Origin of the sequence: Litoribrevibacter euphylliae (assembly GCF_042646085.1) — a bacterium.
Lineage (GTDB): Bacteria > Pseudomonadota > Gammaproteobacteria > Pseudomonadales > Litoribrevibacteraceae > Litoribrevibacter > Litoribrevibacter euphylliae.
This window is the reverse complement of record NZ_JBHRSZ010000006.1, coordinates 37,289-62,783: the sequence shown is the minus strand read 5'-3', so window position 1 is coordinate 62,783 and position 25,495 is coordinate 37,289. Positions and strand designations below refer to the sequence as shown.

Genomic DNA, 25,495 nt, shown 5'->3' with positions numbered 1-25,495 from the left:
TTTTTGCATCTCCCTTCCCCATCGAATAAAGTAAGTCTATCTCTCCATTTGCAGTTAGTGTCGTTCAAACAGGATCGAACCCGCTATTGATTTCAAGGATAATTGTCATGTCAGAACTTCCTTATACGTCACATTACCCAAACAGCCTGCCTATTTGGGATAAGTTAAAGGATCACCAAACCAAGCTGAAACAAATTCATTTAAGAGATGAGTTTGCGAAAGACCCTGACAGAGCCAAACGCTTCTTTAAACAAGCGGCGGGAATTTACCTCGACTACTCAAAAAACCTCATCACCGACGAAACCATTGAACTACTATCCGAACTGGCTAACGAAGCGGGCTTACCGGAAGCAATCACCGCCATGTTCAATGGCGAAAAGATTAATAATTCAGAAGAACGACCAGCACTGCATGTAGCCCTACGAAATCAATCTTCCACGGCGTTTGAAGTGGATGGTGAAAATGTCATGCCGGAAGTCAAAGCCGCTTTAAACCAAATGGAGCGCTTTGTTTGGTCCATTCACAGTGCGCAATGGCGAGGCTACACCAATAAACGTTTCACCGATGTTGTGCATCTTGGCATTGGCGGTTCGTATCTGGGCCCTAAAGTGGTTTCTGCAGCCCTCAAACCCTACTGGAAAGCGGGTATTAACCTTCACTACGTAGCCAATATCGACGGCACGCATATCACCGAAGAACTTAAGCATCTATCACCTGAAACGACGCTTTTTATCATTGCTTCTAAATCCTTTGGCACCCAAGAAACCATCATGAACGCCAAGTCCGCTAAGGCTTGGTTTTTACGCAATGGGGGCGAGGAAGAAGACGTACATAAACACTTTGTAGCGATTACCGCCAACACGCAAAAAGCCTATAACTTCGGTATTCGTGAAGAGAATATTTTCCCGATGTGGGATTGGGTGGGCGGTCGTTATTCACTTTGGTCAACCATCGGTCTTCCGATTGCACTGACCATCGGCATTGAAAACTTTAAGAACTTGCTGGCCGGCGCTCATGAAATGGATGAACATTTCCGTACAGCGCCCATCACAGAGAACATTCCAGCCATTTTAGGCTTACTCGGCGTTTGGTATTCCAACTTTTTTAATGCCGACTCACACGCCATCTTGCCTTACGACCATTACCTAAGAGCCCTTCCTGCTCACATTCAGCAACTGGATATGGAAAGTAACGGCAAGACTGTAACCCACAAAGGCGAACCAGTTGAGTGGTCAACCGGCCCAATCATCTGGGGCGGCGCCGGTGCGAACGGGCAACACGCCTACCACCAGCTGCTTCATCAGGGAACCCATTTCTTACCGGCGGACTTTATCATGCCGCTAAGAACACATAACCACATTGGCGATCATCATGCGCTCTTGCTTTCAAATTGCCTCAGCCAAAGCCAGGCATTAATGCAGGGCAAAACGCTGGACGAAGCCAAAGCCGAACTAAAGGCTCAAGGCAGAACGGATGAACAAATCGAAGAATTGGCGCCACACAAAGTTATTCCGGGCAACAGACCATCAAACACCATGCTCTTTGAGAAAGCGACGCCAAAAACCATCGGTGCCTTGATTGCGATGTATGAACATAAAGTGTTTGTCCAAGGGGTGATTTGGAGCATCAACTCCTTCGATCAGTGGGGTGTAGAACTAGGAAAAGAGCTCGGCGAACACATCTACGAGATCATCACCGGCGCGAAGGAAACCAATGGTCAGGATAGCTCGACCAAGAACCTGATCGACCTATTTAAGCAAATTAACAACCGCATATAGCACCAATCCAGTCATAAACACACCTTCTCAGGGTGCAGTCTTGCTCCCTGAGAGCACTCCTGCTACTCTCCGCGCACTTTCCACTTCATCACTTAACTCAACAAGAGAGATCAAGATGTCAAAAGTATGCGTTATCGGTGCAGGTACGATGGGAGCAGGCATTGCTCAAGCGTTTGCAAGTAAAGGCTTCCAGGTCGTTTTACGTGATATTCAACAAGAGTTCATTGACCGTGGGCTTGCAGGCATTCAAAAGAACCTAGCGCGCTTAGTGGCCAAGGAAAAGTTATCCCAAGATCAGTCTGATGCTATTTTCTCTAATCTAACCGGCAGTACAGACATCCAAGACGCAGCCGATTGCGATCTTATTGTCGAAGCGGCTGTGGAAAACATGAACATTAAAAAACAGATCTTCGCCGAACTTGACGCGATCTGCAGCGAAAAGACTATTTTTGCAACCAATACTTCATCACTGTCCATCACCGAAGTCGCTGCGGCCACTAATCGCCCGGACAAAGTTATCGGGATGCACTTCTTCAATCCAGCACCGATTATGAAACTGGTTGAAATCATTCGAGGCATTACCACTTCTGACGACACTTTTAACAAAGTAAAAGCCATTACCGAAGACATTGCTAAGACACCGGTAGAAGTGGCTGAAGCCCCAGGTTTCGTGGTAAACCGCATTCTAATTCCTATGATCAACGAAGGCATTGCGATTCTTGCCGAAGGTGTTGCGTCCGCTGAGGACATCGATGCCGCGATGAAGTTGGGCGCCAACCACCCGATGGGGCCATTAGCTCTGGCCGATCTGATTGGTTTGGATGTTTGCTTAGCTATCATGGAAGTTCTACAAGATGAATTTGGCGACAGTAAGTATCGACCACACCCACTGTTGAGAAAATACGTTCGTGGCGGCTGGTTGGGCCGTAAGACTGGTAAAGGGTTTTACGACTACAGCTAGTCGTGCGTCTACCCTGTAACTAACCTGTAACGAAAAAGACCAGCATTTATGCTGGTCTTTTTCGTTCTGATTCATTATTCCCCAATACGCCATCCTGAAGTAATCGGATAACGACGATCCTTACCAAAGCCACGTTGAGTAATTCGAATGCCGATAGGTGCCTGACGGCGCTTGTATTCATTGAGATCAACCAAACGCGCAACACGATATACGTCTTCTTTAGTGAAGCCTTTCGCAACAATGTCGTCAGCGCTCACGTCTTCTTCCACATACAATCTCAGGATTTCATCCAACACATCGTATGGTGGCAACGAATCTTCGTCTTTTTGATCCGGCGCTAACTCTGCAGAAGGCGGACGCGTAATAACACGATCAGGTATCACTTCAGAAACCGTATTACGATAACGGCTTAGTTCATACACCAATGTCTTCGGCACATCTTTCAAGACGTCGAAGCCCCCCGCCATATCGCCATACAAGGTGGAATATCCCACCGCCATTTCAGATTTATTGCCGGTGGTTAGAACTAAATAGCCCTTCTTATTTGAAATCGCCATTAGCAAAACACCACGACAACGAGCCTGCAAATTCTCTTCCGTGGTATCTCGTTGCGTGCCTTCAAATTCGTCTTCCAACATCGACATAAAGGCATTAAACGACGACTCAATTGGAATCACCTTATAACGAACACCTAATGCGTTGGCTTCTTCTTCCGCATCCTGCAAGCTCATTTGAGAGGTGTATTTATAGGGCATCATCACCGCTTCGACACGCTCAGGCCCCAAGGCATCCACGGCTACTGCCAACGTCAAAGCCGAATCAATCCCACCCGACAGGCCAAGTACCACACCTTTAAAACGGTTCTTATTGACATAGTCACGCACGCCCGTCACTAGGGCTTGATAAACAGACTCGTGATGAGTCAGTTGATCAACCACTTGGCCTGAGATCTGAACTGTGTCGTGCTCTGCGTCCAAGGTTAAAGGAATCAAGCTTTCCTGATATTGAGGGGCCAACACTACGCGATTGCCATCGGCATCCACAGCCATCGACGCGCCATCAAAAATCAGCTCATCCTGACCACCCACCTGATTCACATAGAGCAGGCTTATTTGATGCTTACGACAGTGCTCTTCAATCAATTCATGGCGTTCTTCCAGTTTGTTCATGTGGAAAGGCGAAGCGTTTAGATTGAGAATGCACTGCGCACCGGCATCCACGGCATCCGCCACCGGGCCGTCGTGCCAGACATCTTCACAAATGGTGATGCCAAAGCTGATGCCTTCAATATCAAGAATGGTTGCTTTTTTGTGGCCTTCAGAAAAATACCGTTTCTCATCAAACACCTGAAAATTAGGCAACTTCTGCTTGTGATATCGAGCCAATTCCGCCCCTGCGAACAGTACCACTGCGGAGTTATAAAGCTTACTGGCTTCAGTCAGAGGCAAACCTAATACCACATAGATGTCTTTGGGAAGCTCTTGTTTAAGGCGCTCCAAAGCACTATTGATTCGTTTTTCAAGGCTCGGACGCAACAATAAATCTTCGGGGGGATACCCTGTCAGAACAAGTTCAGGAAACAACACCAGCTCGGCGTTATATTCCGATCGGGCATGTTCAACGTTATCCAACACCAGCTGTGTATTTCCCTCAATATCACCCACCAGAGGGTTAACTTGTGCCATTACTACGGATAATCTTGCCATGAACATTCCTTAGGTTAAGTTTTTGTGCTGGTGCGTATTGTCTTAAATCTTATACCATTTATCAAAGTACAAAGTGTGCTGTGTATGATAATCTCGTTTAATACTTGCAAATGAACACGCTGGTATAAAAACCCCAAGCACAAAGGATGTTGAAACTTCATGCCACAAGGTCTTTGGCTCCCGAATCGTCGCCTGATTGAAGTCTATAACTATTACCGACTACTGCTGTCTCTCAGCTTAGCATTGGCAATGAGTGCGGTATTAGGAACTCAAGCAGAGATACTTCAAACCTTCAAACTCTATCAGACCGTCAGTTACAGCTACTTATTTGTCGCTTTGATTTTGACCGCTGTTTTGATGGTATTACGGCAAGTTCGTATCGGCCACATCATCATCACCATCTCTATAGATATCGCCTTCTTAACTGTACTTATGTACGCCGCTGGCGGTATTCACAGCGGCCTCGGCAACCTCATTATCATTGCAGTCGCCTGTGGCAACATCATCACTACCGGCCGCTTCGGCGCCTTACTGGCAGCCATTGCAACCATAGGCACGCTCTACATGGAGTTTTACCTTCAGCTGGAACACAACACAGCATCCAGTGGCTATGTCCGAGCAGGCTTACAAGGGTTAATGTATTTCGGCACATCGATTTTAATACAAAACATCACCAAGCGAATCGATGAAGGCGAACTGCTTGCCAAAGAACAAGCACGCGAAATCATCAACCTCGAACACCTCAATAAGATGATTATCCAGCGCATGCGCACCGGTATTATTGTGTGTTCAGAAAACGGACGAGTGCACTTAGTCAACGAGGCAGCTAAGGCTTTGATGCCGGTGGACAACACCCAAGAAGCCCCTCATACCGACTTCAAATCTCTGCCACCGCTTATTCGACAATATCTTTCAGACTGGAAGTCAGGCTTACAGCATCAATTCGCCACCTTCTCATCCATTGGCGGCCATGCCGAAGTACGATGCAGCTTCGCCCGACTCACAGCCACATCGGATGAGATTCTCATCTTTCTCGAAGATGCTTCAAAACTCAAACGCGAAGCACAACAACTCAAGCTGGCATCGCTGGGTCGCCTCACCGCCAGTATTGCACATGAAATTCGCAATCCTCTCGGCGCAATCAGTCATGCTTCACAACTTCTGCAAGAATCCCATAACCTGGACACAGCAGATAGCAAGCTGGCTAGTATCATCCAAAATCATTGCCTGCGAGTTAATCGAATCATTGAAAACGTCTTGCAATTGTCCAGACAAAAAGTGGCGAGTACAGATCGAATTGAACTCTCTCTCTGGCTGCCCAATCTGGTTGAAACCATTACTCAAAGCAATATGGAAAGTGACATTACTCTGGATTTAAAAGAAGAGATTACAGCGCAATTTGTGGATAGCCAGCTTGAGCAAGTTGTCACTAATTTGATTACAAATGGGTTAAGATACAGCAAATACAACACAGGCAAGGCAACAGTGGAGCTGCGAACAGACATCGACGACAAAACCGGGTTGCCATACCTTGATGTCATTGATAATGGGCAAGGCATCTCAGAATCTGAACCGGACAAAGTGTTCGAACCTTTTTACACGACCGATTCAGCCGGAACAGGCCTAGGGCTGTTTATCTCCAAAGAACTGTGCGAGCTCAATCAAGCCAACCTAGACTACAGTAAGCACCCTGAGAAAGGCAGCCAGTTTAGAATCACTTTCGCGCACCCAGACAAGATTATTTAGTATGAACCAGCATGTTTTAATTATTGATGACGAACCCGATATTCGTGAACTTTTGGACATCACACTTATGCGCATGGGTGCAGATGCCAAGCTTGCCGAAAATATTACCCAAGCTAAGCACTTTCTGGAAACGCAGAAATTTGATTTGTGCTTAACCGATATGAATCTTCCTGATGGCAATGGCATTGATTTAGTGGCGCACATTCAAAAGAACTACCCAGATACGCCAGTGGCAGTCATCACGGCCTATGGCAGCATGGAAACCGCCATTACAGCCTTAAAAGCCGGGGCCTTTGACTTTGTGTCTAAACCCATTGATTTGCAACATCTGCGAGACTTGGTTCAGTCTGCGTTCAAATTACCGACACCAGAATCTACTTTAAAAGGGCCGGAAAGCGCCAATCAACAGCCCTCATCCAATACAGCATCCAAGATTCTTGGGGAATCCAAAGCCGTTCAATTATTGCGCAAGCAAGTCGCTAAACTGGCACGCAGTCAAGCACCGGTCTATATTCACGGCGAATCAGGCAGTGGTAAAGAGCTTGCTGCACGACTAATCCATGATTTAGGCCCTCGCGCTGAAGGCCCGTTTATCGCAGTAAACTGTGGCGCGATTCCCAGTGAATTGATGGAAAGTGAGTTCTTCGGCCACAAAAAAGGGGCATTTACCGGAGCAACAGAAAACAAGGAAGGTTTTTTCCAGGCGGCTAGTGGTGGCACTCTCTTTCTTGATGAAGTCGCCGACCTACCATTAGCAATGCAAGTTAAGTTACTGCGTGCTCTGCAAGAAAAATCCGTACGCCCTGTTGGTGAACAAAAAGAAGTATCCATTGATGTACGCATTCTAAGCGCCACTCACAAAGATTTAAGTCTGGAAGTCGATGAAGGACGATTCCGCCAAGACCTCTTCTATAGAATCAATGTCATTACTCTTAATGTGCCCTCGTTACGAGAGCGTCCAGAGGACATCGAATTATTAGCTTCTTACATGCTGGACAAGATCGCTTCTGAATGGCAAATGGAGCAGATAGCACTTGAACCGTCAGCCATGTCAGCATTATTGGACTATCCCTTCCCTGGCAACATTCGAGAGCTTCAGAATATTCTCGAACGCGCCTACACCCTGTGTGAAGACGATGTAATATGCGTTGATGATCTACAACTTCCAACTATAAAAGCGTCTACAACTCGAGAAGATACAGAAGTGGATATTGCTGAGATTGAATCCCTGGATCACTATCTAGAGAACATAGAGAAGAAAGCCATTCAACAGGCACTGGAAGAGACGCGCTGGAATAAAACGGCGGCGGCAAAACGTTTAGGCATTACCTTCCGAGCGCTTCGTTATAAGCTTAAAAAGCTCAATATGGAATAAGCTCAGGAGATTCTACTAGACGTTAGTTCACACACGTTACGCATTTACATTCTGTTTCAAAAACATACGCTTATTAATATGAAAACAGGAACCAGTACTCATTAAAATAATGGCCCCGAACCATAATTAAAATAAGAACAAACAGAGTATTGGGTTGTAATGAAAAGAACGTTTAGTGGTTTCTCTCTAATTGAGCTAACAGTAGTCATTGCCATCATGGCCATTACCGCCTATCTGGCCATGCCATCCTTTTACCAATGGAAACATAAGCACAACGTTGAAACCGCCGTCTCTACCTTAATGGACGCTATTAACTTTACTCGCTATACCGCCATAGAAACCAACAGCACAATCACCCTTTGCCCGACTAAAGATCACCAAACTTGCTCCAATGATTGGCAAGGAGCATTGATGATTTTCAAAGATTTCGACAAGAATCGTCAACTGGATACGGATGAAGAGTTGATTCGTTTAGAAACGTTAAACCTGCAGGGTTACATTAAGTCTGAATCCTGGTTTGGCAGCCATCGCTATCTACAAATGACTCCAGGTGGGCTCACCAACAATCAAAATGGCCGCTATACCATCTGCCCAAAGAACGGCGATTCTCACTTGGCACGCCAAATCATCATTAATCGCAGAGGCAAAGCGCGATTAGCTAAAGATTGGAATCAAGACGGCGTTGTTGACGGTAGCCAAGGACATCCGGTCAGCTGCACCAATAAAGCAGCATAGAGACTGGAAGCCTACTTTTTTACCATGGTAAACAATGATCGTTGCCGGTAGTACGACACCCAGCCCCATAATTAGACAAGGTTAATATTCCATCTTCTTTAGCCAATGAAGATACTGGAGAGGCTTGCAACAAAAACTCAGCCTCGCCATCAAACTGTGCAATATTAATCAGATAATGCTGACTACCGGATTCGGGAACACGCACCAGGCATAACCCCGATAACTTCTCTCCCTCATATTGAGCCAATAAACTCGCCAAGCTCCCAGACTTAATTTTTTGCTCAACAATATCCGCCGCACAAGCCATTAAAGATTGTTGCGCTAATGACCGATGTTCAGACTGAATAAACGTTTGATAACTAGGAATGGCTACAAGCAATAGAATGCTGATAATACAGACCACAACCAGCAACTCAATTAAGGTAAACCCTCGCTTCGCTAGATGCTTGTCCACAACAGTTTTCGCTCCACCTGAATCTCACTACTCTCTGAAACCACTGTCTTACTCACCTGGTAAACCAGGCTTTGTTGAGAGCTAACACCACGTTCATCTCTAATCTCAAATACAGTAATGTCTTTCCCTTCTGCACCTAGAGCCACACCAAATGAAGCATGTTCTACATCCGTAACCTTACGGCCATACACCTTCCAATTACTTACTTCAGAGGACAAAGATTCACATAGCTGCATCTCAAACGACGCGACCAGACAGCCACCACTTTCTCCTAACTGCCCTTGCAGAAATTCCACGATACTGCGCTCTAAGCTTCGCAACTCTCTCGATTCCTGAAAATATTCATCGTAATAAGACACAAGATTTAATTGAGCATAACCGTGCTTTGCCAAAGCAAGAGAAGAGGACGATATAATAAGTAACAAGAAGAGCACCCAAATCAATGCCATTCCTGATTGAGCATTATGTATTGGGTAATAGCACCAGCGTAGTGAAGTCCGTTTTAATCTGTTCACTTGAAGCCTCCTGCTTCCAATATTTAAGGTGTTGTGGATTTAACTTTGTAGGACGATAGGTAGCAAGGAACACCCTTAAAGCAACTGGCCGCATTACTGCCTCATCAAACTCATCTTCAGAAACATAGGCATCTGGAATGCCATCAAACTCTCCTAGAATAAAGCGTTCATTAATGTAGCTTCCCTGATCAACTGCGACTTCATACTGGATATACTCAATTCCTTCCGTAAGCCAGTCTCCTCTTCCTGACGACATACACTTGAGTTCCTTTCCACCGTAGTCGTAGTCATCAACCAAAAACGTATCCTCGACAACATTTCCTTTAGCTCGGTTTCCCAAGCAATTTAGAGATACACCCAAAGTAGGTAAGTCAGCTTGATATTGAACTGACACACCACTTTCTTGAAACTTAAGAACAGCCTCCGATGTATCTAACCCAGCACCTGCTTTGGCTAAGGATTTATTCAGATAGGCCAAACTAAAACGCCCAACTTCTTGGCTTTCAATGAGTAACTGTTGTGCTTTGTATAGCCGTGATATAGATAAAAACCACTCAGAACAACTTAAGGACAACAACGTCGCTAACAGCAACACAACCATCATCTCAACCAAAGAAAATCCCATATACTTCATCACTGAACCTCAAAGAATCTGCCGATCTATACAGGTAAGTACTTGATCACACCGCTCAAAACTCTCTCCAAGCCATGCAACAGACATACATAAATTACTGTTACAGCGATGAATTCGAGCCTTTCCTGATGGAAACAACATTTGAAGGTTTTGAGATAAGTGAGTCAGATCAAGCTGAACAAGATCACTAGGAGAACAGGGATTACAGTTAATTTCCTGAACAAGCGATAAGTCGCTTACAAGGTAAAAACTACGCTGCTTATAGTTTAGCGAGACACGACGCGAAGCTTCTTCAATAAGAGCTAACGCTTGGCCAGTATAATAAGCCCGCTCTATCTGCTGCTGAGCTACTAATTGCAATCTCGCAGATCCCAATAAGGTTATTGAGATCAACAACAGCGAAATCATAAGCTCAATGAGAGTAAATCCGCCCTTTCGTAACATCGATCACATCCTTGTGATTAGTTAATCCGTTAGGGCGAATATATAAAGACCGATACCTGAAGTATCTAAGAAAGAATTAGGAAATTATGACATTTCAATGAAAATCAGGATTATTTCTCACACGAATCAGGCGCGACTGAACCATCTAGAGGCGCATAATTAAAGTCACCGTTTAAGCCTATAGTAATAGTTCCACAAACATCATCTTCTTGCATCCCTACAGGAACAGCTCTCAACATGAAACTGTCTCGATCTGCAGCTAAGATAGTAACTGTATAATTATTGGTGACATACTCATCTAACTCCATAAGTAAGTCAGAATCAGGCGTGCCAGTATCACCACCACCTTGAGCGGCACCAGCATACGTATTGTTCGAGGCTCTGAACTGCTCCATCTCAATAGTTAACTCCACTAATTGCCCCATGGCATCCGCTCTGTTTCCAGTACGAATAAACTCCTGATAGGAAGGAAATGCAACAACCCCAAGAATCCCAATGATTACCACACCAATCATTAGCTCAACCAAAGAAAACCCTTGATTACTTTTACTACTCTTCATCTTTCACCAATGCCTTATATTGCGATTCAGATAACTGATGGATTGACTTTAACTGTATTCCTTGGGCTGTTATCCCATCATCGAAGATCAAGCCTACCCATTTAGCTTTCTTCGTTCCATAACAAGCAATATCTTTATTACCTCTCACATCGAAGCAGGAGACAAAGCTTGAAAGAGTATAAACTGAATCAGAAACAACTATCTTATCAGCCATAAATGAGTCAATGACCCCTATTTCATCATAGCCCTGGTGGACATCGTTATCGGGAGGAGGGAGAGTTTGAGCTTGAGCCCCCCAAGATATCCCCCCTATGAAAAGGGAAACAAAGAGGATACGAATAAAGTTACTCATTTTAAGTCCTCCCAAGAAATACGTTTAGGCGTATCACCATATAAATTTAGAAGTTCGAACTCAGGCTGTTCAAAAGTAGATTGCCCCAAACCTTTACTACCCAACTTTGTTAACCCTGCAGGTGGACTATCTAATTCATACCCAGCCAGATCCTGATCATCGGAATCAATTACCCCATCCTGATTAAAATCTAAAATTGGTGTTTCAGGATTAAGCCCGAAGATCAAAGAAATAACCATCGTAAAACCACTCGCCCCAAAAGAACAAGGATCAGACTCAGGAACCAATGTATTAAAAACAACATGGTCAGTTACTGTTAGAGGATCATGTACTACACGTTCTCCACTTGTAGGTAAAGCAATGTACCACCCCATTTTTTCTTGAATTCCCGAAGCAGAAACATCATAACCATAGGTAAATGTCTCTTCGTCCTCATTTTCAGGCTGAATGCTCCTTACAATTAACGTTTCACCTCCAACATTAACTGTATCCTCTACAATAATCCGCTTAGCGAACAATTCCGAATCATCTGATACTGACAATTCATATTTACTGTTAGCATGCATAACGGCATAAACATGCTCAGTATCCGTAGTATCATGATCCCCACTAGCAATAAATTGTCCAGAACCAAAGAATAGTAGCTGATTCGGCCATGTATTTGCGGCTATAGATTGTGGATTTTCAACCACAACCAAGCTTGTTGTAATAGGGCGACGGTTCTCAGTAATAAAAATAGGCTCAATTGAACTTCCACCGAAACCAAGCATTACACCATCAGCATAGGTCACTTGGCTATCAAACACCCACTCAGATGGATTCTCAGAGTATGCATTTATTGCCCAGACATTTCCCTTTACATCACCAGCGTAAATGAAATCAACAGTACCATCCTCATCAATATCCCTTAATGTAACACTAGACATACCATTACAAGCATCTTCACATTTACCTGATGTCAAACTGCCATAACCAGTGTCAAAGGTTTTTACAAGGTTACCAGTCTCTATGTCGAGCAAAAAGATTTTAGCTTTACCATCCTTAGTATTGTGATAGCCATTAGCTACTACAACCACCCAGCTACCATCATTCATTCTTGCAACTTTCGCTTCTGGATAGGTAAGGCCTAAATCATCCAGCTCAACTTCCCACAAAACAGAAGACGCTGCACTGCTTTCACCCACACTTTTAGGATTTGTTACATCTAAGGCAAAGATAGTTTTACCTCCAGCCCCTAGACTACCCAACAACAGAGTTTTCCATGAACCATCGATATAGGCATCCGAAATACTAGCTGTACCATCCACATAATATCTGTGGTTATAGTCCTGATCGACTAGATAATGCAGGCCTTTATCCGTGTCGGTTGAAGTAATGCCGTAAGGCACATAAGCAAAAACTTCTTTACCAGTATTAGCATCAATCGCGTGCAACATACCGTCGTTTGCGCCGACATATATCATTGGATCACGATTACTAACAGAACGCTGATAAGTGATATACCCAGCTTCGATAAAGGAAGGCCAGTTTGCAATTGGACCCGCTACATACACCGGGGTTGAATTAATAATGTCACCCAACGCGGTAGATCTATCTCTGAAGGAACCAGCACTGGCACCTTCGTTAGAACGATCACCTCTTAAATAATCTACCGCATCAGTAATAAAGCTCGACTCAGTCGTATAATAAGCATTGTACTCTGAGTCATAAATCGTTTTTAAATCGTTATAGTGCTCAGTAGGAAGGTTTGCCACATTAAATGGCACGCCTTTTCCTGAAGCCTTATTGTAAGTCAAAACTTCACGGCTCGAATGTGCAATGTCATCCAACTCTGAAGAAGCTTTCCATATCTCAGCACCGGCTTCCAAATCAGACGTAAGCTCTTGGGCTATAAGCTCCCCTCCCCAGGACCCGGAAGTAAACTGCGCATAGTAAAACTTACTATCTGTTCGATAACTAGATGAGTTAAAAGCGAGAGCAGATGCAGTACCAGTCCTACTTTCAATCTCATCAATTGATGCTTCCAAAGAATCAATCAAGCTCTGCGGATTCTTAGCATTAAGATATAAGCCTCGTCCATTCCATGCTGCATGACGAACATCATCAATGGTTGAATCAGTATTACTACTTGGGGTTGGCCAATCAAAACTCTGATCTGGGTATTTCGGCATACCATCTTCATCAGTTTCACGGCCAGAAGTTGTATCGTTTGGCTCAATTTGACCATTCACACCAAATGCCACAGTAAAAGTGACCATGTGCTGAGCAGAATTCTCATCAACACCATCAATGACCGGAACTTCATTATCTAACGAGGTCTTAAGATCTGTGGCGTAATATTTCATAGCTACATCGGCAAGAGTGCTTGAAGCACTATCTTTATCAGAAGCTCTGATTAATGAACTTGCAGAAGTACCATCTACATTACCAACACTTGGAGAGCTCCCATTCCAATACCCATCGGTCATTAAAATCGTATAATTTTGCTGGCAAGACCCTCCTTCATCTTCCGATTGAATTGGACTGCTTGATCCTGAGTAATACTCACCTGCACTTTTTAATGCGTTTCTTAACGGAGTACCACCACTTGCAGGAACATCAAAAACCTCATTCAATAAAGCAGACTTATTAGAGTCCACAGTCATGTCATTAACTGCATAATATTGTCCGCTATTAATAGCAGCCAAGCCCATACGCGCATCAGAGTTTTGAACCACTTCTGAAATTGCTTTCTTCGCAACTCGAGTACGCTCACGATAATAGGTATACCAATTACGGTAGTTTTTCTTTTCAGCATCACTTAAATTATTGTAAAGCACCCGATCAGCATAACGTGTAGAGCACTCACCTTCCTCAAACACACCATCACCATCGTCATTCCACGGGATATAACCATCGCCACTTCGATTAGCCGTAGAATCTGAATAAGTTGCCCATGGTGTATAAGTTTGAGTTGGATCGTAAGCTGTGGCGTTATAGCCCGAACAAGATTCTAGGATCTCTTCGCTGTAATACCCTTGGTCATCAATCAAATCTGTTGATGCATAAAATGCGTCAGTATCATAGATTGTATAATCAAAGTCCCAAACGCTAGTTGCCTTACTCGGAGTAAAATCAATATCATCTCGGTCACGATAAAGACGCTCCGTATCAGTCGTTATTTGATAAAAATGATTTGATGGGCAATTTGGTACCTGTGAATTAGTTACGCTCTGCCATTGCCCATTATAGTAGGTATAACACACAGGATAAGTAACACTATACTGACCATCAGGATAGATTTCCTTAGCCTCCGTAGTTTTAGTCACCCCCCATCCCATGGAGCCAGAATCATCCACCATAAAGTAAATATTCGGTTGTACACTGAACCCCAGAAACAAAGGCCGATCCTTAATTTCACCTGGAGCAGCATAACTGGCATTAGCCATCACCATAAGGCCTGAGACCCATACCGGAAGTAATGCTTTTTTCAATGTCATATTCATGATCAATCTTCCCAGTATTTAAAGTTCTAACGTATAGTGAGTTCGAACAACAGAGGAAGCTAACCCCTGCAACCCCCAAGCAATCGCAGAAATACGAAACACATATCTCGACTCATCTCCCTTTGCCTCACGTCCTAAGTATTCAATAATAGCCCTGGGCTGACGCTCCATAAATGTTGGACTATCCGGATCACTGTCATACTCTACTTCTATATATGAAAGCTCTTTCCAGTATTCCTCATCACCATAGCTTTCAAGCCAATCTTGGGAAACACGGTAATCAAAATCTGCTGGCACCATAACTAAATCTACATTCTGAGGAATATCTAAAGCCAATGAATAACGTCCATTTGTGCCATTAAAAGTATCAGGTATCTGCTCTGCCAAAGTAATTTCATTCTCTAACATTTGTTCTACTTGACGCACAGTAAATTCGGCCGCCTCAAATGAGTACTGCTTCATTTGAGCGTTATAATTTCCTTGAAGCGAAAGAGCGACATTTCTGGTTGAAGAAATCCCCCATAACGTCATTATCATCATAAGAGCCAAACAGACTAATAGAACGTTGCCAGATTGGCGCTTTTTGAATGGCAATGGCAGATTTCTCATAACTTGCTTTTTCATATTACAACGCCTTATTACGTAGCTTGACAATGTTATAGAGTGATTGCGAATGCAGACTACCAGAAAGCTCAACAGTTACACGTACCATCACAGGAACATCATCATTGCTAGTTAAACTGTCCTGATAGAAATCAACAACACCATCTTCATCATCATCAATCCCATACTCGACTTGAAAGTCTTCTACCAAACGAATCATTTCATTTGAAATACTTGGCGCCTCATCATTCACTAAACGATATAAAGATTTTGTTGCCCCACCATCGACTTCAGAATCATCAACCATATAAGTGACCTGCTGATATTTCCCCAACATAGCTGCGCCACCATCATCGGCACGAAAAGTAAAGCTAACATTACGACCATGAAAATCTTCATTCTCGTGACCGTTATAGGACACCCCTGTTTGAAAATTCAAAGTGGTTGCCAAATTATTATACGCAACACCAGGAATATAAAAATTAGTAGAGGTAGTATCATACGAGACTGGCGTATTGGTTAGGATAAAAGGCATCGCCTCACCGCAATCATAAGCAGCAAGCCAGTCTCCTTCGTTGATCACAGGATTGCCATCCTCATCAAAAACATTTTTTGCTTCGACATCCAGAGAGTTGGTTCCAAACAACCTAATGTTTGTTTTCAATACACGAATATCCAGATCTTGAACATAGAAAATATTAAGAGTATCGGGGGTTCCTCCTGCCCCATCTTCTCCCCATACTCCATTGCCCAGTTCCTGAGTATCGGAGATAATGCTTCCTATTCGAGATTGATATTCTGTATCCCCCCCATCTATCTGAGCGGTTTGAACACATCCCATATAACCTGCTTGAATCAAATCACTTTTAACAAATCTTAGTGCAACTCGAGTAGACTCCATCAACTCTAATGCTTTTGCATTCTGATCAAAGGTTTCACCTATTCGAGAAAACAATCGTGTCACAGCCAGTAGCAAGGTAGCCGCGATCAACATTGCAATCATAATTTCTATTAATGTAAAACCTTTGCGACGGGATATATTCAACATAATGACCTCACCTTAAGGACGAACAATAGCTCTCAAACATGCAAGATCTACCTTGGGGTTACCACTGCAATTCGTTCCCAAGGTTGCCATTTCACCAGAAGCTTGTTGGGCCATCTGGCGATCATCCCACATTATCGTTATTTCATAGTACGTGGTTGAAACTGAATCACCATCCACATCCAAATTCTTTGTTTGTTGCACAATCGTTCCCTTACCTTGTGGCAGATTCTCTCCAATCATCCTTTCCCAAGATGCCAACATATGATCAGTCATCTGCTGTCGACTACATCCAGAACCACAATCGTCAACAAAATTATTTTGATAGTTACTTCCACTAGCAAAGTCTGCAACAAAGTCGTTATAAGCAGCATCAACACCAGTATCCTGTGATGGATTTGTGGACCACTGAGACCGTAAAGCATTAGCAATATAATTCATTGCTTCTGTAGCCTGAGTTTTATTCATTGCGCTATTCGTTTTATTCATCGTTGTGCTCTGTAGCGCCCCCATACCTAATAAAGACGCCATTAGTATGATTGCCGCCACTAAGACTTCGATCATTGTAAAACCAGACTGAATTCTTTTCATAACCACCTCTAGTTACACACTGCATGCGATGAAATAATGGGATTACCCGCAGGGTTAACGGACAACCGACGCATCTTATTGCCATTAGCTTGGCCATAACAAAACTCTATATCGCCACTAACATCAGCTATACCTTCACCATCAAAAATTAACCCTGTGAGCGTCCCTTGCGAATCCAGTTTTTTGTAATCACCCCGATACCTTAGAATCTCATCATTATTGCTAACAATTCCATCTCCATTAATATCGTCAAAAACAATCCAACCATTCGCCCACTCAGTTGGGGAAGTACCACATTGATTATCAACATTCGTTTTCATTGCACACACGGTCACAGATGATCGGCGTTTCAAAGCTTCACTTTTAGCATAAATAACAGCAGCCAAGGTCTCATTCGTCTGAGTTTTTAAACGTTGCCCCTGGAGCATATCGTTAAAGGTTGGAAACGCGACAAGCATCAACACTCCCGCTATTCCTAGTACAAATACCAATTCAACTAGGCTAAAACCTGTCTGCCTGCATGATAGAAATTTCATTAATGTGCTATCCCCAATTCCATAAAAGGCGGTTTTCGATATTGAAAGTATAAGTAAAGAAAGACCAGCCAGAGAGCCATTACAGACCAACGGGTAGTTTCTACGGAATAAATGGTAACAACTTGAATCTAGGAGAAATAATTATGTGAATAGAATCACAGAACAAAGGGGAAGTATTCAGATATCAAAGAAGGGATGTTACCGAGATTTAAACCTCGGTAACAGGGATTCGAAGCTCTTTAGGCATGGAGAAAACAACGTTTTCAGGCTTGCCTTCAAGTTCTTCCGGTGCATCTGCACCAAGTGCTTTAAGGCGCTCAACCACCCCACGAACAAGTACTTCAGGGGCAGAGGCACCCGCAGTAATACCTATGCTTTGAACACCGTCCAACCAGGATTTTTCGATCTGGTCGGCATCATCAATCAAATACGCAGAACAGCCGATTCGCTCAGACAGTTCACGCAAGCGATTGGAGTTAGAGCTGTTTGGCGAGCCAACTACCAAAACTAAGTCACAATCCGACGCAAGTTCTTTCACTGCATCCTGACGGTTTTGAGTGGCGTAACAAATGTCGTCTTTACGCGGCCCTTCAATCTTTGGAAAGGTTTCACGTAAGGCTTCGATTACTTTGGCGGTATCATCCATCGATAGGGTTGTTTGAGTGACATACGCTAATTTATCTGGATTCTTGACCTGAAGCTGATATGCATCCTGTTCATTTTCAACCAGATATATATCACCACCATAACTGTGATCGTACTGTCCCATGGTGCCTTCCACTTCTGGATGACCCGCATGGCCAATAAGTACACATTCACGACCTTCACGACTGAACTTGGTCACTTCCATATGAACTTTTGTCACCAAAGGACAGGTCGCATCGAAGACTTTCAAACCCCGACGTTTCGCTTCATCCTGAACGGCTTTTGAGACACCATGAGCACTGAAGATCACCAAGTTATCATCAGGCACTTCATCCAATTCATCGACAAAAATAGCACCGCGACTTTTCAAGCCATTAACCACAAATCGGTTGTGGACCACTTCGTGACGAACGTAAATTGGTGCCCCGAACACATCCAAGGCACGATTTACAATTTCAATGGCTCGATCAACACCAGCACAGAAGCCACGAGGATTTGCCAATTTAATTTTCATCACTGTACCTTTGCACCAAAACAATCATTAATTAGCCGCAGTCGCTTGCTCTTGAACAGGCTGAACATTAACAATCTTTACTTTAAATTCTAATGTTTCGCCAGCCAAAGGGTGGTTAAAATCCACAATTACTTCGTTTTCCAATACGGATTTAACCACACCCGGCAACTCAGCTTTATTGGCATCCGCAAACGACAACATTAAGCCAGGCTCAAGGTTCATATCTTCAGCAAACTGATCTCGCTTAAAGGACTGAACATTGTTCGGATTTGGCTGCCCAAACGCTTTTTCAGGCAGTAGTGTAAAGGTTTGCTCATCACCCGCAGTCAGCCCAACCATCACTTCCTCAAAGCCAGGTAATAAATTACCGTCGCCCATTACAAAGGTAGCAGGTTGAGTTTCAAAGTTTGAATCAACAACAGCGCCATCCGATAGCATGATTGCAAAATGTAGAGTGACTTCCATGCCCTCAGCGATTTTTGTAGCACTAGTACTCATTCAGATCTCCGCGCCATAAATAAAGAATCTATCACTAAAATAGCGGCCCCAATTGAAATAGCGGTATCCGCTAGATTAAAGGCAGGGAAATGATAGACATCGTAATACACATGAATAAAGTCGATCACATAGCCATACACCATGCGATCGTATAGATTTCCTAACGCGCCGCCCAGCACCAACGCGATGGCAACCTTCTCCCACTGAGACACCTGCTTGCCAAATAACAACCAGCCTATTAAGCCGGTTGATACGACAAAAGCAATGCCTGCAAAGAACCAACGTTGCCAACCACCTTGATCAGACAGAAAGCTAAAGGCAGCTCCGTAGTTATGAAGCAAAGTCCAATTAAACATTGGCATTACTTCTACAGATTGCCCATAAACCAGCACAGTGGAAGCCACTTGTTTACTAATATAATCCAAGGCGATAACGGTCACGGCCAGGATCAACCAAATTGCGCGTTTTTGTTGAAATTCTAAAGCCATATAAACACTCCGCCAGATCGCTTATGCGAACTGACGCTGCTCTCCCTGACCTTCAACGTTTTCAACACAGCGGCCACACAAAGTTGGATGCTGATCATTCGCGCCTACATCATCGGTATGATGCCAGCAACGCTCACATTTCTCTTTCTCTGTACTGGTAACCTCAATCGCCAAACCGTCGATATCAGAAGGTTGACCACCATTACCTTGAACCACAGTTGCCGCCGATGTAATAAGAACAAAACGCAACTCATCTTCTAAACGGTCAAGTACCGCTTTGACTTCGTCATTGCAATACAAGGTTACCTCCGCCGTCAGACTGCCTTTAATGACTTTATCATTACGAGCCTGTTCTAGCGCCTTGTTCACTTCGGTCTTAATCGACATTACTTGACGCCAAAAGGCATCATCCAACTCTTGTTTCGGAAGCTCAGGGAAGGCATCAAACCACTCTGTCAAAAACACAGATTCTTCAGTCGCACCCGGAGTAAATTCCAACATTTCTTCGGCTGTAAACGATAAGATTGGAGCGATCCAACGTGTCATTGCTTGAAGCACATAATAAAGTGCTGTCTGACAACTACGACGTGCATGACTGTCTGCTTTGGTGGTGTACTGGCGATCTTTAATAACATCCAGATAAAAACCACCCAACTCGATAACACAGAAGTTATGAACCTTCTGATAAATGCTCAACATCGCATAGTCATCATACGCCGCGATCACTTCTTTCTGCAGCTTCTCAGTTTCAGCGATAGCCCAGGCGTCCAATGGAAGGATGTCAGCAGGAGCCAACATATCCGTTTCAGGATTAAAGCCTTTCAAGTTCGCCAACAAGAAACGCGCGGTATTACGAATACGACGGTAAGAGTCTGCTGTACGCTTCAAGATCTCATCTGATACCGTCATTTCACCGGCATAGTCAGTAGAAGCCACCCATAAGCGGAGAATGTCGGCACCCAACTGATCTACTTTCTCTTGAGGTGCAATCACATTCCCCAGAGATTTCGACATCTTGCGACCATCTTGGTCGACCGTAAAGCCGTGAGTCAGAACCGTTTTATAAGGTGCTGCCTCTCGAATCGCGACGCTGGTTAACAGCGACGACTGGAACCAACCTCGATGCTGATCTGAACCTTCCAGATATAAATCCGCCGGAGACACCAATTGATCGTTCTGATCCAATACGGAGTAATGCGTCACACCGGAATCAAACCAAACATCCAAAGTATCAGTTACTTTGTCATAGCTCTCCGCGTCATCGCCCAATAATTCAGAGGCGTCCAACTCAAACCAGGCATCAATGCCTTTTTCTTCAACCTTAAGAGCTACTTGCTCAATCAGGTTTGCCGAATCAGGATGAAGCTCACCCGTTGCTTTGTGTACAAACAGTGCAATCGGCACACCCCAGGTACGTTGACGAGAAATGCACCAGTCAGGACGATCTGTCATCATCGAATCAATACGCGCTTTACCCCAACCTGGACGCCATTCAACGGACTCATTGACCTCTTTCATGGCATTTTCAAGCAGACCATTTTCAGTCATGCTGATGAACCACTGAGGCGTCGCACGGAAAATAATCGGCGACTTATGACGCCAGCAATGTGGATAACTGTGTGTTAGGTTTTGCTTCTTCAGCAAGGCACCTTTTTCATTCAAAATCCCCAGTACACGGAAGTTGCCTTTATCCGCCACCGACAGCCCACTCAATTCGAACGCTTCCAACGCTGGGGTTGAAATATAGTCACCATCGCTGTTCACCAACATTTGCTTGGAGTCTATGTTGAAACCTTTACAAACATTATGGTCATCTGCACCATGGAAAGGCGCTGTATGAACGGAGCCAGTACCTGAATCAGCCGTTACATGATCACCTGTAATTACATGAACAAGCTTAGGCGCATTTTTGTCACTCTCTGACGGCATAAACGGATGCTGAATCAACAGTTGTTGATCTTCAGCTTCACCAACTACCCAACCAAAGTCTTTACCTTTTGCCGTAGCAACTACTTGAGCTTGCTCTGCTTCGATACCATAACGACCCAAAGCATCCTCAACCAACGCGGAAGCCAAGACGATTAGTTCGTTAGCTTCTTTCAAATGCACTAATGAGTATTCTAATTCAGGATGCACTGAAACCGCTTCGTTCGCCGGTAGCGTCCAAGGAGTGGTTGTCCAAATAACAATGCTGGCAGTTAAGCCATTTAGATCCGCATCAACACCCTCTACCGGAGTAAAGCGCTTGATCAATTCAGCACTGTCTGCAAACGCAAACTTCACATCAATAGATACAGACTTTTTATCCTGATATTCCACTTCTGCTTCAGCCAAAGCAGAACCACAATCCATACACCAGTTAACGGGCTTAAAGCCTTTAGTGACGTGCTTGTTGTCTACAATCTTGCCCAATGAACGGATGATGTCAGCTTCAGTTTTGAAGTTCATGGTGAGATATGGATTATCCCAATCCCCCAAAATCATCAACCGTTTGAAATCCTTACGCTGACCATCTACCTGAGTCATCGCATATTTGCGACATTCAGTACGGAATGTCGCCGGATCAACCGCCACACCTGCTTTACCGATCAAACCTTCCACTTTATGTTCGATGGGTAAACCATGACAGTCCCAGCCAGGCACATAAGGCGCATCAAAGCCACTTAAGGTTCGCGCCTTAACAATGATGTCTTTTAGAATTTTATTAACCGCATGACCAATATGAATATCACCGTTTGCATACGGAGGACCGTCATGCAAAATGAATTTCTCGCGACCCGCTTTTGCTTCGCGAATTTTCTGATACAGTCCATTTTCTTCCCAGCGTTTTAGCCGCTCTGGCTCACGTTTAGCCAGGTTGCCACGCATCGGAAATTCTGTATCCGGCAAGTTCAATGTGGATTTGTAATCAGCCATACTATTTTTCCAAAACCTGTTGGGTCTTCATCTAATTTTTATACTTGCTGCAAGTTGTATAAACCGCAGTCAAATCTATTCATAACTAATCAGCAAAGCGTAAATGATAACGAGCCATTATTAATGGTGTATCAATCTAACTCAAAATACGCTTTGGCAACTTGTATATCTTGTTCGATGGCCGCTTTAAGTGCATCAATGCCATCAAACTTCTTTTCATCCCGGATTTTCTTTTTAAACTCGATCGTTAGACGCTTACCGTAGAGATCCTGTGACGCTAAGTTAGACAGCACATGCACCTCCAACGACGGCGCAATACCATTCACGGTCGGTTTAATTCCAAGATTAGCCACCGAAGGCATACGCACATCACCCAACTTGGCCTCAACTGCAAACACACCGCTAAAGGGGGCTTTTATGTTAGAAAGCTGGATATTGGCTGTCGGAACGCCTAGTTGACGGCCCAGTTTTCGACCGTGTACCACTTTACCAGAGATACTATATCGCCAGCCTAACAAATCAGATGCCAAATCAAAATCAGCACGATCAAGCGCTTCCCGAATATAGGTACTGCTCACTCGCTCATTGTTATGACAATGCGTTTCCATACTGGCCAACTCAAACCCATAACGAAGAGCTGCGCTTTTCAAAAACGCATAATCACCAGAACGATCACAACCAAATCGAAAGTCATCGCCGACAACTAAGTGTTTTACATCCAAGCCATCAACAATCAAGTCTTTCACAAACTGCTCTGCAGTCAGCGATCGTAAACGCTCGTTAAAGCTCAAGCAGACAACTTGATCCACGCCTTCGGCTTTTAGACGCTCAACTTTGTCTCTAAAACGAGTAATACGGCCAGGTGCAGAGTTGAGTTCAGACTGACGATCAAAATATTCCCGAGGCTGAGGTTCAAAAATGATCACAGTGACAGGAAGCCCTAGAACTTGAGCCTTCTGTTTTAGCGCCTGCAACAACGACTGATGTCCCCTATGGACACCATCAAAGTTGCCAATCGTTGCAACACACCCTCGATGCTCTGAACGAAGATTATGTATTCCACGAACTACGCGCATTCAACCCAGCCTTAAAAACAAAAGCGGGCATTATAGTACAGCAAATAGCCGCTGCACAGGGATAAACCAAGGCGTTTCAGCATGTCGTCCACTTTTTATTTAAAACACCACTAACTCAGATTATTTAAAACACCACCGACTCAAAAAATAGACAACTGCCACACAAATCAGGATGTCGACTTAAAGTGTCTTGGCCTGAAACCAAACAAGAACAACATTACGAAGTAACTGACCGCACCAACAACCACCAACGAAGCCAGCCACAACACACGAGTCAATACATCTCCCACCAACCACACCTGCGATTCTGGCGCCAACATAAGCAAGCAACCCACCATCACAACACACGAAACAACTAATTTTATCAAATACGACACAAGTCCTGGCTGCCACTGGAAAACAGATTCCTTACGCAGCGCCAAATACAACCAAATCGCATTCATCCAGGAAGATAAGGCCGTTGCCAACGCCAAGCCAACATGATCCAAGTGCCACACCAACATTAGGTTAAGCACCATATTGGCAACCATTGCTCGAATCGCTATTTTCACTGGAGTTTTCGTATCCTGGCGAGAAAAGAAACCTGGCGCCAACACCTTAATCAACATAAATGCCAGCAAGCCCAGAGCGTAAGCACGCAAGCTGGCACTGATCATAGGAATATCCGATTCTTTCAACGCACCATGAAAGAACAGAGTCGAAATTAATGGCTCTGCCAGGACAATCAAAGCCAACATCGCAGGTGCACCAATCAGCAACACCATACGTACCGCCCAATCCAGAGTTTGCGCAAACGCTTTGCCATCATCATTTGTATGTTTTCTGGATAACGATGGCAAAATGACGGTCGCAATTGCAATGCCAAACACCCCTAACGGAAGCTCAGTTAATCGATCCGAGTAATACAACCACGCGACACTGCCGGTTTGTAAAAAAGACGCCAATACCGTATCCAGCAACAAATTAATCTGGCTCACCGACACCCCAAACAATGCAGGAATCATCAAGGTGACTATCTGTTTTACACCTTCGTGATTTTTACGATATTTCGGAGAAGGGAACAGCCCAAGCCCACCCAAGAAAGGCAACTGAAACAGAAGTTGTACTATCCCCGCTATTAACACACCGTAAGCCAAGGCCATAACCGGAGTTTCAAGATACGGAGCCATTAAAACAGCAGATGCAATCAACGATAGATTCAACAACACAGGCGTAAAGGCAGGCACCGCAAAGCGACCGTAGCTATTAAGAATGCCACCTGCAAAGGCGGTTAACGAAACCAACATCAAATAAGGAAAGGTAAAACGTAACATTTCAACAGTGAGCTGATACTTATAGTCATCCCCCACAAATCCCGGCGCAAACAACATCGCCAGCAAAGGCGTCGCCAAGACCCCGACAAACGTCACCAACAACAAAACACCGCCTAAAATACCTGCCACGTGATTCACTAAATCCTGAACCAGCTCATGACTTTTCTTTTGTTGATATTCCGTTAAAACCGGAACAAAGGCTTGAGAAAACGCTCCTTCAGCAAACAACCTGCGAAAGAAGTTCGGTATTTTAAAGGCTACAAAAAAAGCATCTGCGCCTGCTGATGCTCCAAAGAATATTGCAACCACAACGTCTCGTACCAACCCTAGGACACGAGACAACATTGTCATAACCGCAACCACGGCGCTCGACTTTAAAAGCCCAGGTCGCGAGACCTTTACATCGCCTTTTTTTGCTTCCGAAGCACCCGAATTTGGGTTTTCCTTTCCAGACAAACTATGCCTTCCATTTACTAAGTAGTATTTAAAGATTTCACCAAGGGAGGCAAGTATACAGCATCCATC

At 44.2% G+C, this 25,495-nt stretch carries 23 protein-coding genes; 5 read left to right on the top strand and 18 right to left on the bottom strand.

Translation table 11 applies throughout. The annotated features are described in order from the left end of the window. Positions 1 to 107 precede the first annotated feature (107 nt). Complete coding sequence (pgi, locus tag ACFOEK_RS14235; RefSeq protein WP_386722080.1) at positions 108 to 1,778, top strand: glucose-6-phosphate isomerase; 1,671 nt, start codon at positions 108 to 110, stop codon at positions 1,776 to 1,778. Positions 1,779 to 1,893: 115 nt separating this feature from the next. Continuing rightward, positions 1,894 to 2,739 (top strand): 3-hydroxybutyryl-CoA dehydrogenase, encoded by an 846-nt coding sequence (locus ACFOEK_RS14230; RefSeq protein WP_449280224.1) that lies wholly within the window; start codon positions 1,894 to 1,896, stop codon positions 2,737 to 2,739. Positions 2,740 to 2,813: 74 nt separating this feature from the next. Here the strand turns inward: ACFOEK_RS14230 and ACFOEK_RS14225 are convergent, their stop codons facing one another. Next, positions 2,814 to 4,445, bottom strand: a complete 1,632-nt coding sequence (locus ACFOEK_RS14225; RefSeq protein WP_386722078.1) for an NAD+ synthase — start codon at positions 4,443 to 4,445, stop codon at positions 2,814 to 2,816. Positions 4,446 to 4,604: 159 nt separating this feature from the next. On the opposite strand from ACFOEK_RS14225, the gene ACFOEK_RS14220 reads away from it, so the two are divergent. The 3 genes from ACFOEK_RS14220 (at position 4,605) to ACFOEK_RS14210 (ending at position 8,301) form a co-directional block, all read left to right on the top strand. After that, the gene (locus ACFOEK_RS14220) at positions 4,605 to 6,191 is read left to right on the top strand and encodes a sensor histidine kinase (protein WP_386722076.1); all 1,587 of its coding nucleotides are present in this window, start codon (positions 4,605 to 4,607) and stop codon (positions 6,189 to 6,191) included. A 1-nt stretch (position 6,192) separates the two neighbouring features. After that, positions 6,193 to 7,566 (top strand): sigma-54-dependent transcriptional regulator, encoded by a 1,374-nt coding sequence (locus ACFOEK_RS14215; RefSeq protein ID WP_386722074.1) that lies wholly within the window; start codon positions 6,193 to 6,195, stop codon positions 7,564 to 7,566. A gap of 159 nt (positions 7,567 to 7,725) precedes the next feature. Then, a complete protein-coding gene (locus ACFOEK_RS14210) occupies positions 7,726 to 8,301 on the top strand; it encodes a GspH/FimT family pseudopilin (RefSeq protein WP_386722072.1) in 576 nt (191 codons plus the stop codon). 19 nt (positions 8,302 to 8,320) lie between these two features. Here ACFOEK_RS14210 and ACFOEK_RS14205 read toward each other — a convergent pair whose 3' ends face one another. The 17 genes from ACFOEK_RS14205 to murJ all read right to left on the bottom strand — a co-directional run bounded on the left by ACFOEK_RS14205 (position 8,321) and on the right by murJ (position 25,426). Next, positions 8,321 to 8,755, bottom strand: coding sequence for a type IV pilin protein (locus ACFOEK_RS14205; protein WP_386722070.1), 435 nt, complete (start codon positions 8,753 to 8,755; stop codon positions 8,321 to 8,323). Then, complete coding sequence (locus tag ACFOEK_RS14200; protein WP_386722068.1) at positions 8,740 to 9,180, bottom strand: hypothetical protein; 441 nt, start codon at positions 9,178 to 9,180, stop codon at positions 8,740 to 8,742. Before ACFOEK_RS14200 ends, ACFOEK_RS14205 begins: the two co-directional genes overlap by 16 nt. Before the next feature lie 37 nt (positions 9,181 to 9,217). After that, positions 9,218 to 9,904: a hypothetical protein gene (locus tag ACFOEK_RS14195; protein WP_386722066.1), complete on the bottom strand. Its 687-nt coding sequence runs from the start codon at positions 9,902 to 9,904 to the stop codon at positions 9,218 to 9,220. 9 nt (positions 9,905 to 9,913) lie between these two features. Continuing rightward, positions 9,914 to 10,348 carry a prepilin-type N-terminal cleavage/methylation domain-containing protein gene (locus ACFOEK_RS14190; protein ID WP_386722064.1) on the bottom strand — a complete coding sequence of 145 codons (435 nt, stop codon included), beginning with the start codon at positions 10,346 to 10,348 and terminating at the stop codon, positions 9,914 to 9,916. A gap of 110 nt (positions 10,349 to 10,458) precedes the next feature. Beyond that, positions 10,459 to 10,908: a type IV pilin protein gene (locus tag ACFOEK_RS14185; protein WP_386722062.1), complete on the bottom strand. Its 450-nt coding sequence runs from the start codon at positions 10,906 to 10,908 to the stop codon at positions 10,459 to 10,461. Continuing rightward, a complete protein-coding gene (locus tag ACFOEK_RS14180; RefSeq protein WP_386722060.1) occupies positions 10,898 to 11,260 on the bottom strand; it encodes a hypothetical protein in 363 nt (120 codons plus the stop codon). The genes ACFOEK_RS14185 and ACFOEK_RS14180 overlap by 11 nt, the downstream gene beginning before the upstream one ends. Beyond that, entirely contained in the window at positions 11,257 to 14,745 is a 3,489-nt protein-coding gene (locus tag ACFOEK_RS14175; RefSeq protein WP_386722058.1) for a pilus assembly protein, read from the bottom strand. Before ACFOEK_RS14175 ends, ACFOEK_RS14180 begins: the two co-directional genes overlap by 4 nt. Before the next feature lie 18 nt (positions 14,746 to 14,763). Continuing rightward, positions 14,764 to 15,369, bottom strand: coding sequence for a pilus assembly PilX family protein (locus ACFOEK_RS14170; RefSeq protein WP_386722056.1), 606 nt, complete (start codon positions 15,367 to 15,369; stop codon positions 14,764 to 14,766). Between the two features lies 1 nt (position 15,370). Next, positions 15,371 to 16,396: a prepilin-type N-terminal cleavage/methylation domain-containing protein gene (locus ACFOEK_RS14165; protein WP_386722054.1), complete on the bottom strand. Its 1,026-nt coding sequence runs from the start codon at positions 16,394 to 16,396 to the stop codon at positions 15,371 to 15,373. A gap of 12 nt (positions 16,397 to 16,408) precedes the next feature. After that, positions 16,409 to 16,984 carry a type IV pilus modification protein PilV gene (gene pilV / locus ACFOEK_RS14160; protein WP_386722052.1) on the bottom strand — a complete coding sequence of 192 codons (576 nt, stop codon included), beginning with the start codon at positions 16,982 to 16,984 and terminating at the stop codon, positions 16,409 to 16,411. An 8-nt stretch (positions 16,985 to 16,992) separates the two neighbouring features. Continuing rightward, positions 16,993 to 17,520 carry a GspH/FimT family pseudopilin gene (locus tag ACFOEK_RS14155; RefSeq protein ID WP_386722050.1) on the bottom strand — a complete coding sequence of 176 codons (528 nt, stop codon included), beginning with the start codon at positions 17,518 to 17,520 and terminating at the stop codon, positions 16,993 to 16,995. A 208-nt stretch (positions 17,521 to 17,728) separates the two neighbouring features. Further along, positions 17,729 to 18,679, bottom strand: a complete 951-nt coding sequence (ispH, locus tag ACFOEK_RS14150; protein WP_386722048.1) for a 4-hydroxy-3-methylbut-2-enyl diphosphate reductase — start codon at positions 18,677 to 18,679, stop codon at positions 17,729 to 17,731. 27 nt (positions 18,680 to 18,706) lie between these two features. Beyond that, the gene (gene fkpB, locus ACFOEK_RS14145; protein ID WP_386722046.1) at positions 18,707 to 19,177 is read right to left on the bottom strand and encodes an FKBP-type peptidyl-prolyl cis-trans isomerase; all 471 of its coding nucleotides are present in this window, start codon (positions 19,175 to 19,177) and stop codon (positions 18,707 to 18,709) included. After that, a complete protein-coding gene (gene lspA / locus ACFOEK_RS14140; protein WP_386722044.1) occupies positions 19,174 to 19,665 on the bottom strand; it encodes a signal peptidase II in 492 nt (163 codons plus the stop codon). Before lspA ends, fkpB begins: the two co-directional genes overlap by 4 nt. 21 nt (positions 19,666 to 19,686) lie before the next feature. Further along, a complete protein-coding gene (ileS, locus tag ACFOEK_RS14135; protein WP_386722042.1) occupies positions 19,687 to 22,581 on the bottom strand; it encodes an isoleucine--tRNA ligase in 2,895 nt (964 codons plus the stop codon). Positions 22,582 to 22,712: 131 nt separating this feature from the next. Continuing rightward, complete coding sequence (gene ribF, locus ACFOEK_RS14130) at positions 22,713 to 23,657, bottom strand: bifunctional riboflavin kinase/FAD synthetase (protein ID WP_386722040.1); 945 nt, start codon at positions 23,655 to 23,657, stop codon at positions 22,713 to 22,715. A gap of 167 nt (positions 23,658 to 23,824) precedes the next feature. Next, complete coding sequence (gene murJ, locus ACFOEK_RS14125; protein ID WP_386722038.1) at positions 23,825 to 25,426, bottom strand: murein biosynthesis integral membrane protein MurJ; 1,602 nt, start codon at positions 25,424 to 25,426, stop codon at positions 23,825 to 23,827. Positions 25,427 to 25,495: the final 69 nt, after the last annotated feature.

Excerpts from the sequence above, each read along its gene's own strand:
- ACFOEK_RS14225 (WP_386722078.1), bottom strand. The coding sequence starts at position 4,445 with ATGGCAAGATTATCCGTAGTAATGGCACAAGTTAACCCTCTGGTGGGT.
- lspA (WP_386722044.1), bottom strand. The coding sequence starts at position 19,665 with ATGGCTTTAGAATTTCAACAAAAACGCGCAATTTGGTTGATCCTGGCC.
- pilV (WP_386722052.1), bottom strand. The coding sequence starts at position 16,984 with ATGAAAAGAATTCAGTCTGGTTTTACAATGATCGAAGTCTTAGTGGCG.
- ispH (WP_386722048.1), bottom strand. The coding sequence starts at position 18,679 with ATGAAAATTAAATTGGCAAATCCTCGTGGCTTCTGTGCTGGTGTTGAT.
- ileS (WP_386722042.1), bottom strand. The coding sequence starts at position 22,581 with ATGGCTGATTACAAATCCACATTGAACTTGCCGGATACAGAATTTCCG.
- ACFOEK_RS14210 (WP_386722072.1), top strand. The coding sequence starts at position 7,726 with ATGAAAAGAACGTTTAGTGGTTTCTCTCTAATTGAGCTAACAGTAGTC.
- ACFOEK_RS14175 (WP_386722058.1), bottom strand. The coding sequence starts at position 14,745 with ATGAATATGACATTGAAAAAAGCATTACTTCCGGTATGGGTCTCAGGC.
- ACFOEK_RS14165 (WP_386722054.1), bottom strand. The coding sequence starts at position 16,396 with ATGTTGAATATATCCCGTCGCAAAGGTTTTACATTAATAGAAATTATG.
- pgi (WP_386722080.1), top strand. The coding sequence starts at position 108 with ATGTCAGAACTTCCTTATACGTCACATTACCCAAACAGCCTGCCTATT.
- ACFOEK_RS14185 (WP_386722062.1), bottom strand. The coding sequence starts at position 10,908 with ATGAAGAGTAGTAAAAGTAATCAAGGGTTTTCTTTGGTTGAGCTAATG.
- ACFOEK_RS14190 (WP_386722064.1), bottom strand. The coding sequence starts at position 10,348 with ATGTTACGAAAGGGCGGATTTACTCTCATTGAGCTTATGATTTCGCTG.
- ACFOEK_RS14215 (WP_386722074.1), top strand. The coding sequence starts at position 6,193 with ATGAACCAGCATGTTTTAATTATTGATGACGAACCCGATATTCGTGAA.
- ACFOEK_RS14230 (WP_449280224.1), top strand. The coding sequence starts at position 1,894 with ATGTCAAAAGTATGCGTTATCGGTGCAGGTACGATGGGAGCAGGCATT.
- ACFOEK_RS14220 (WP_386722076.1), top strand. The coding sequence starts at position 4,605 with ATGCCACAAGGTCTTTGGCTCCCGAATCGTCGCCTGATTGAAGTCTAT.
- ACFOEK_RS14170 (WP_386722056.1), bottom strand. The coding sequence starts at position 15,369 with ATGAAAAAGCAAGTTATGAGAAATCTGCCATTGCCATTCAAAAAGCGC.
- ACFOEK_RS14155 (WP_386722050.1), bottom strand. The coding sequence starts at position 17,520 with ATGAAATTTCTATCATGCAGGCAGACAGGTTTTAGCCTAGTTGAATTG.
- ribF (WP_386722040.1), bottom strand. The coding sequence starts at position 23,657 with ATGCGCGTAGTTCGTGGAATACATAATCTTCGTTCAGAGCATCGAGGG.
- fkpB (WP_386722046.1), bottom strand. The coding sequence starts at position 19,177 with ATGAGTACTAGTGCTACAAAAATCGCTGAGGGCATGGAAGTCACTCTA.
- ACFOEK_RS14180 (WP_386722060.1), bottom strand. The coding sequence starts at position 11,260 with ATGAGTAACTTTATTCGTATCCTCTTTGTTTCCCTTTTCATAGGGGGG.
- ACFOEK_RS14195 (WP_386722066.1), bottom strand. The coding sequence starts at position 9,904 with ATGAAGTATATGGGATTTTCTTTGGTTGAGATGATGGTTGTGTTGCTG.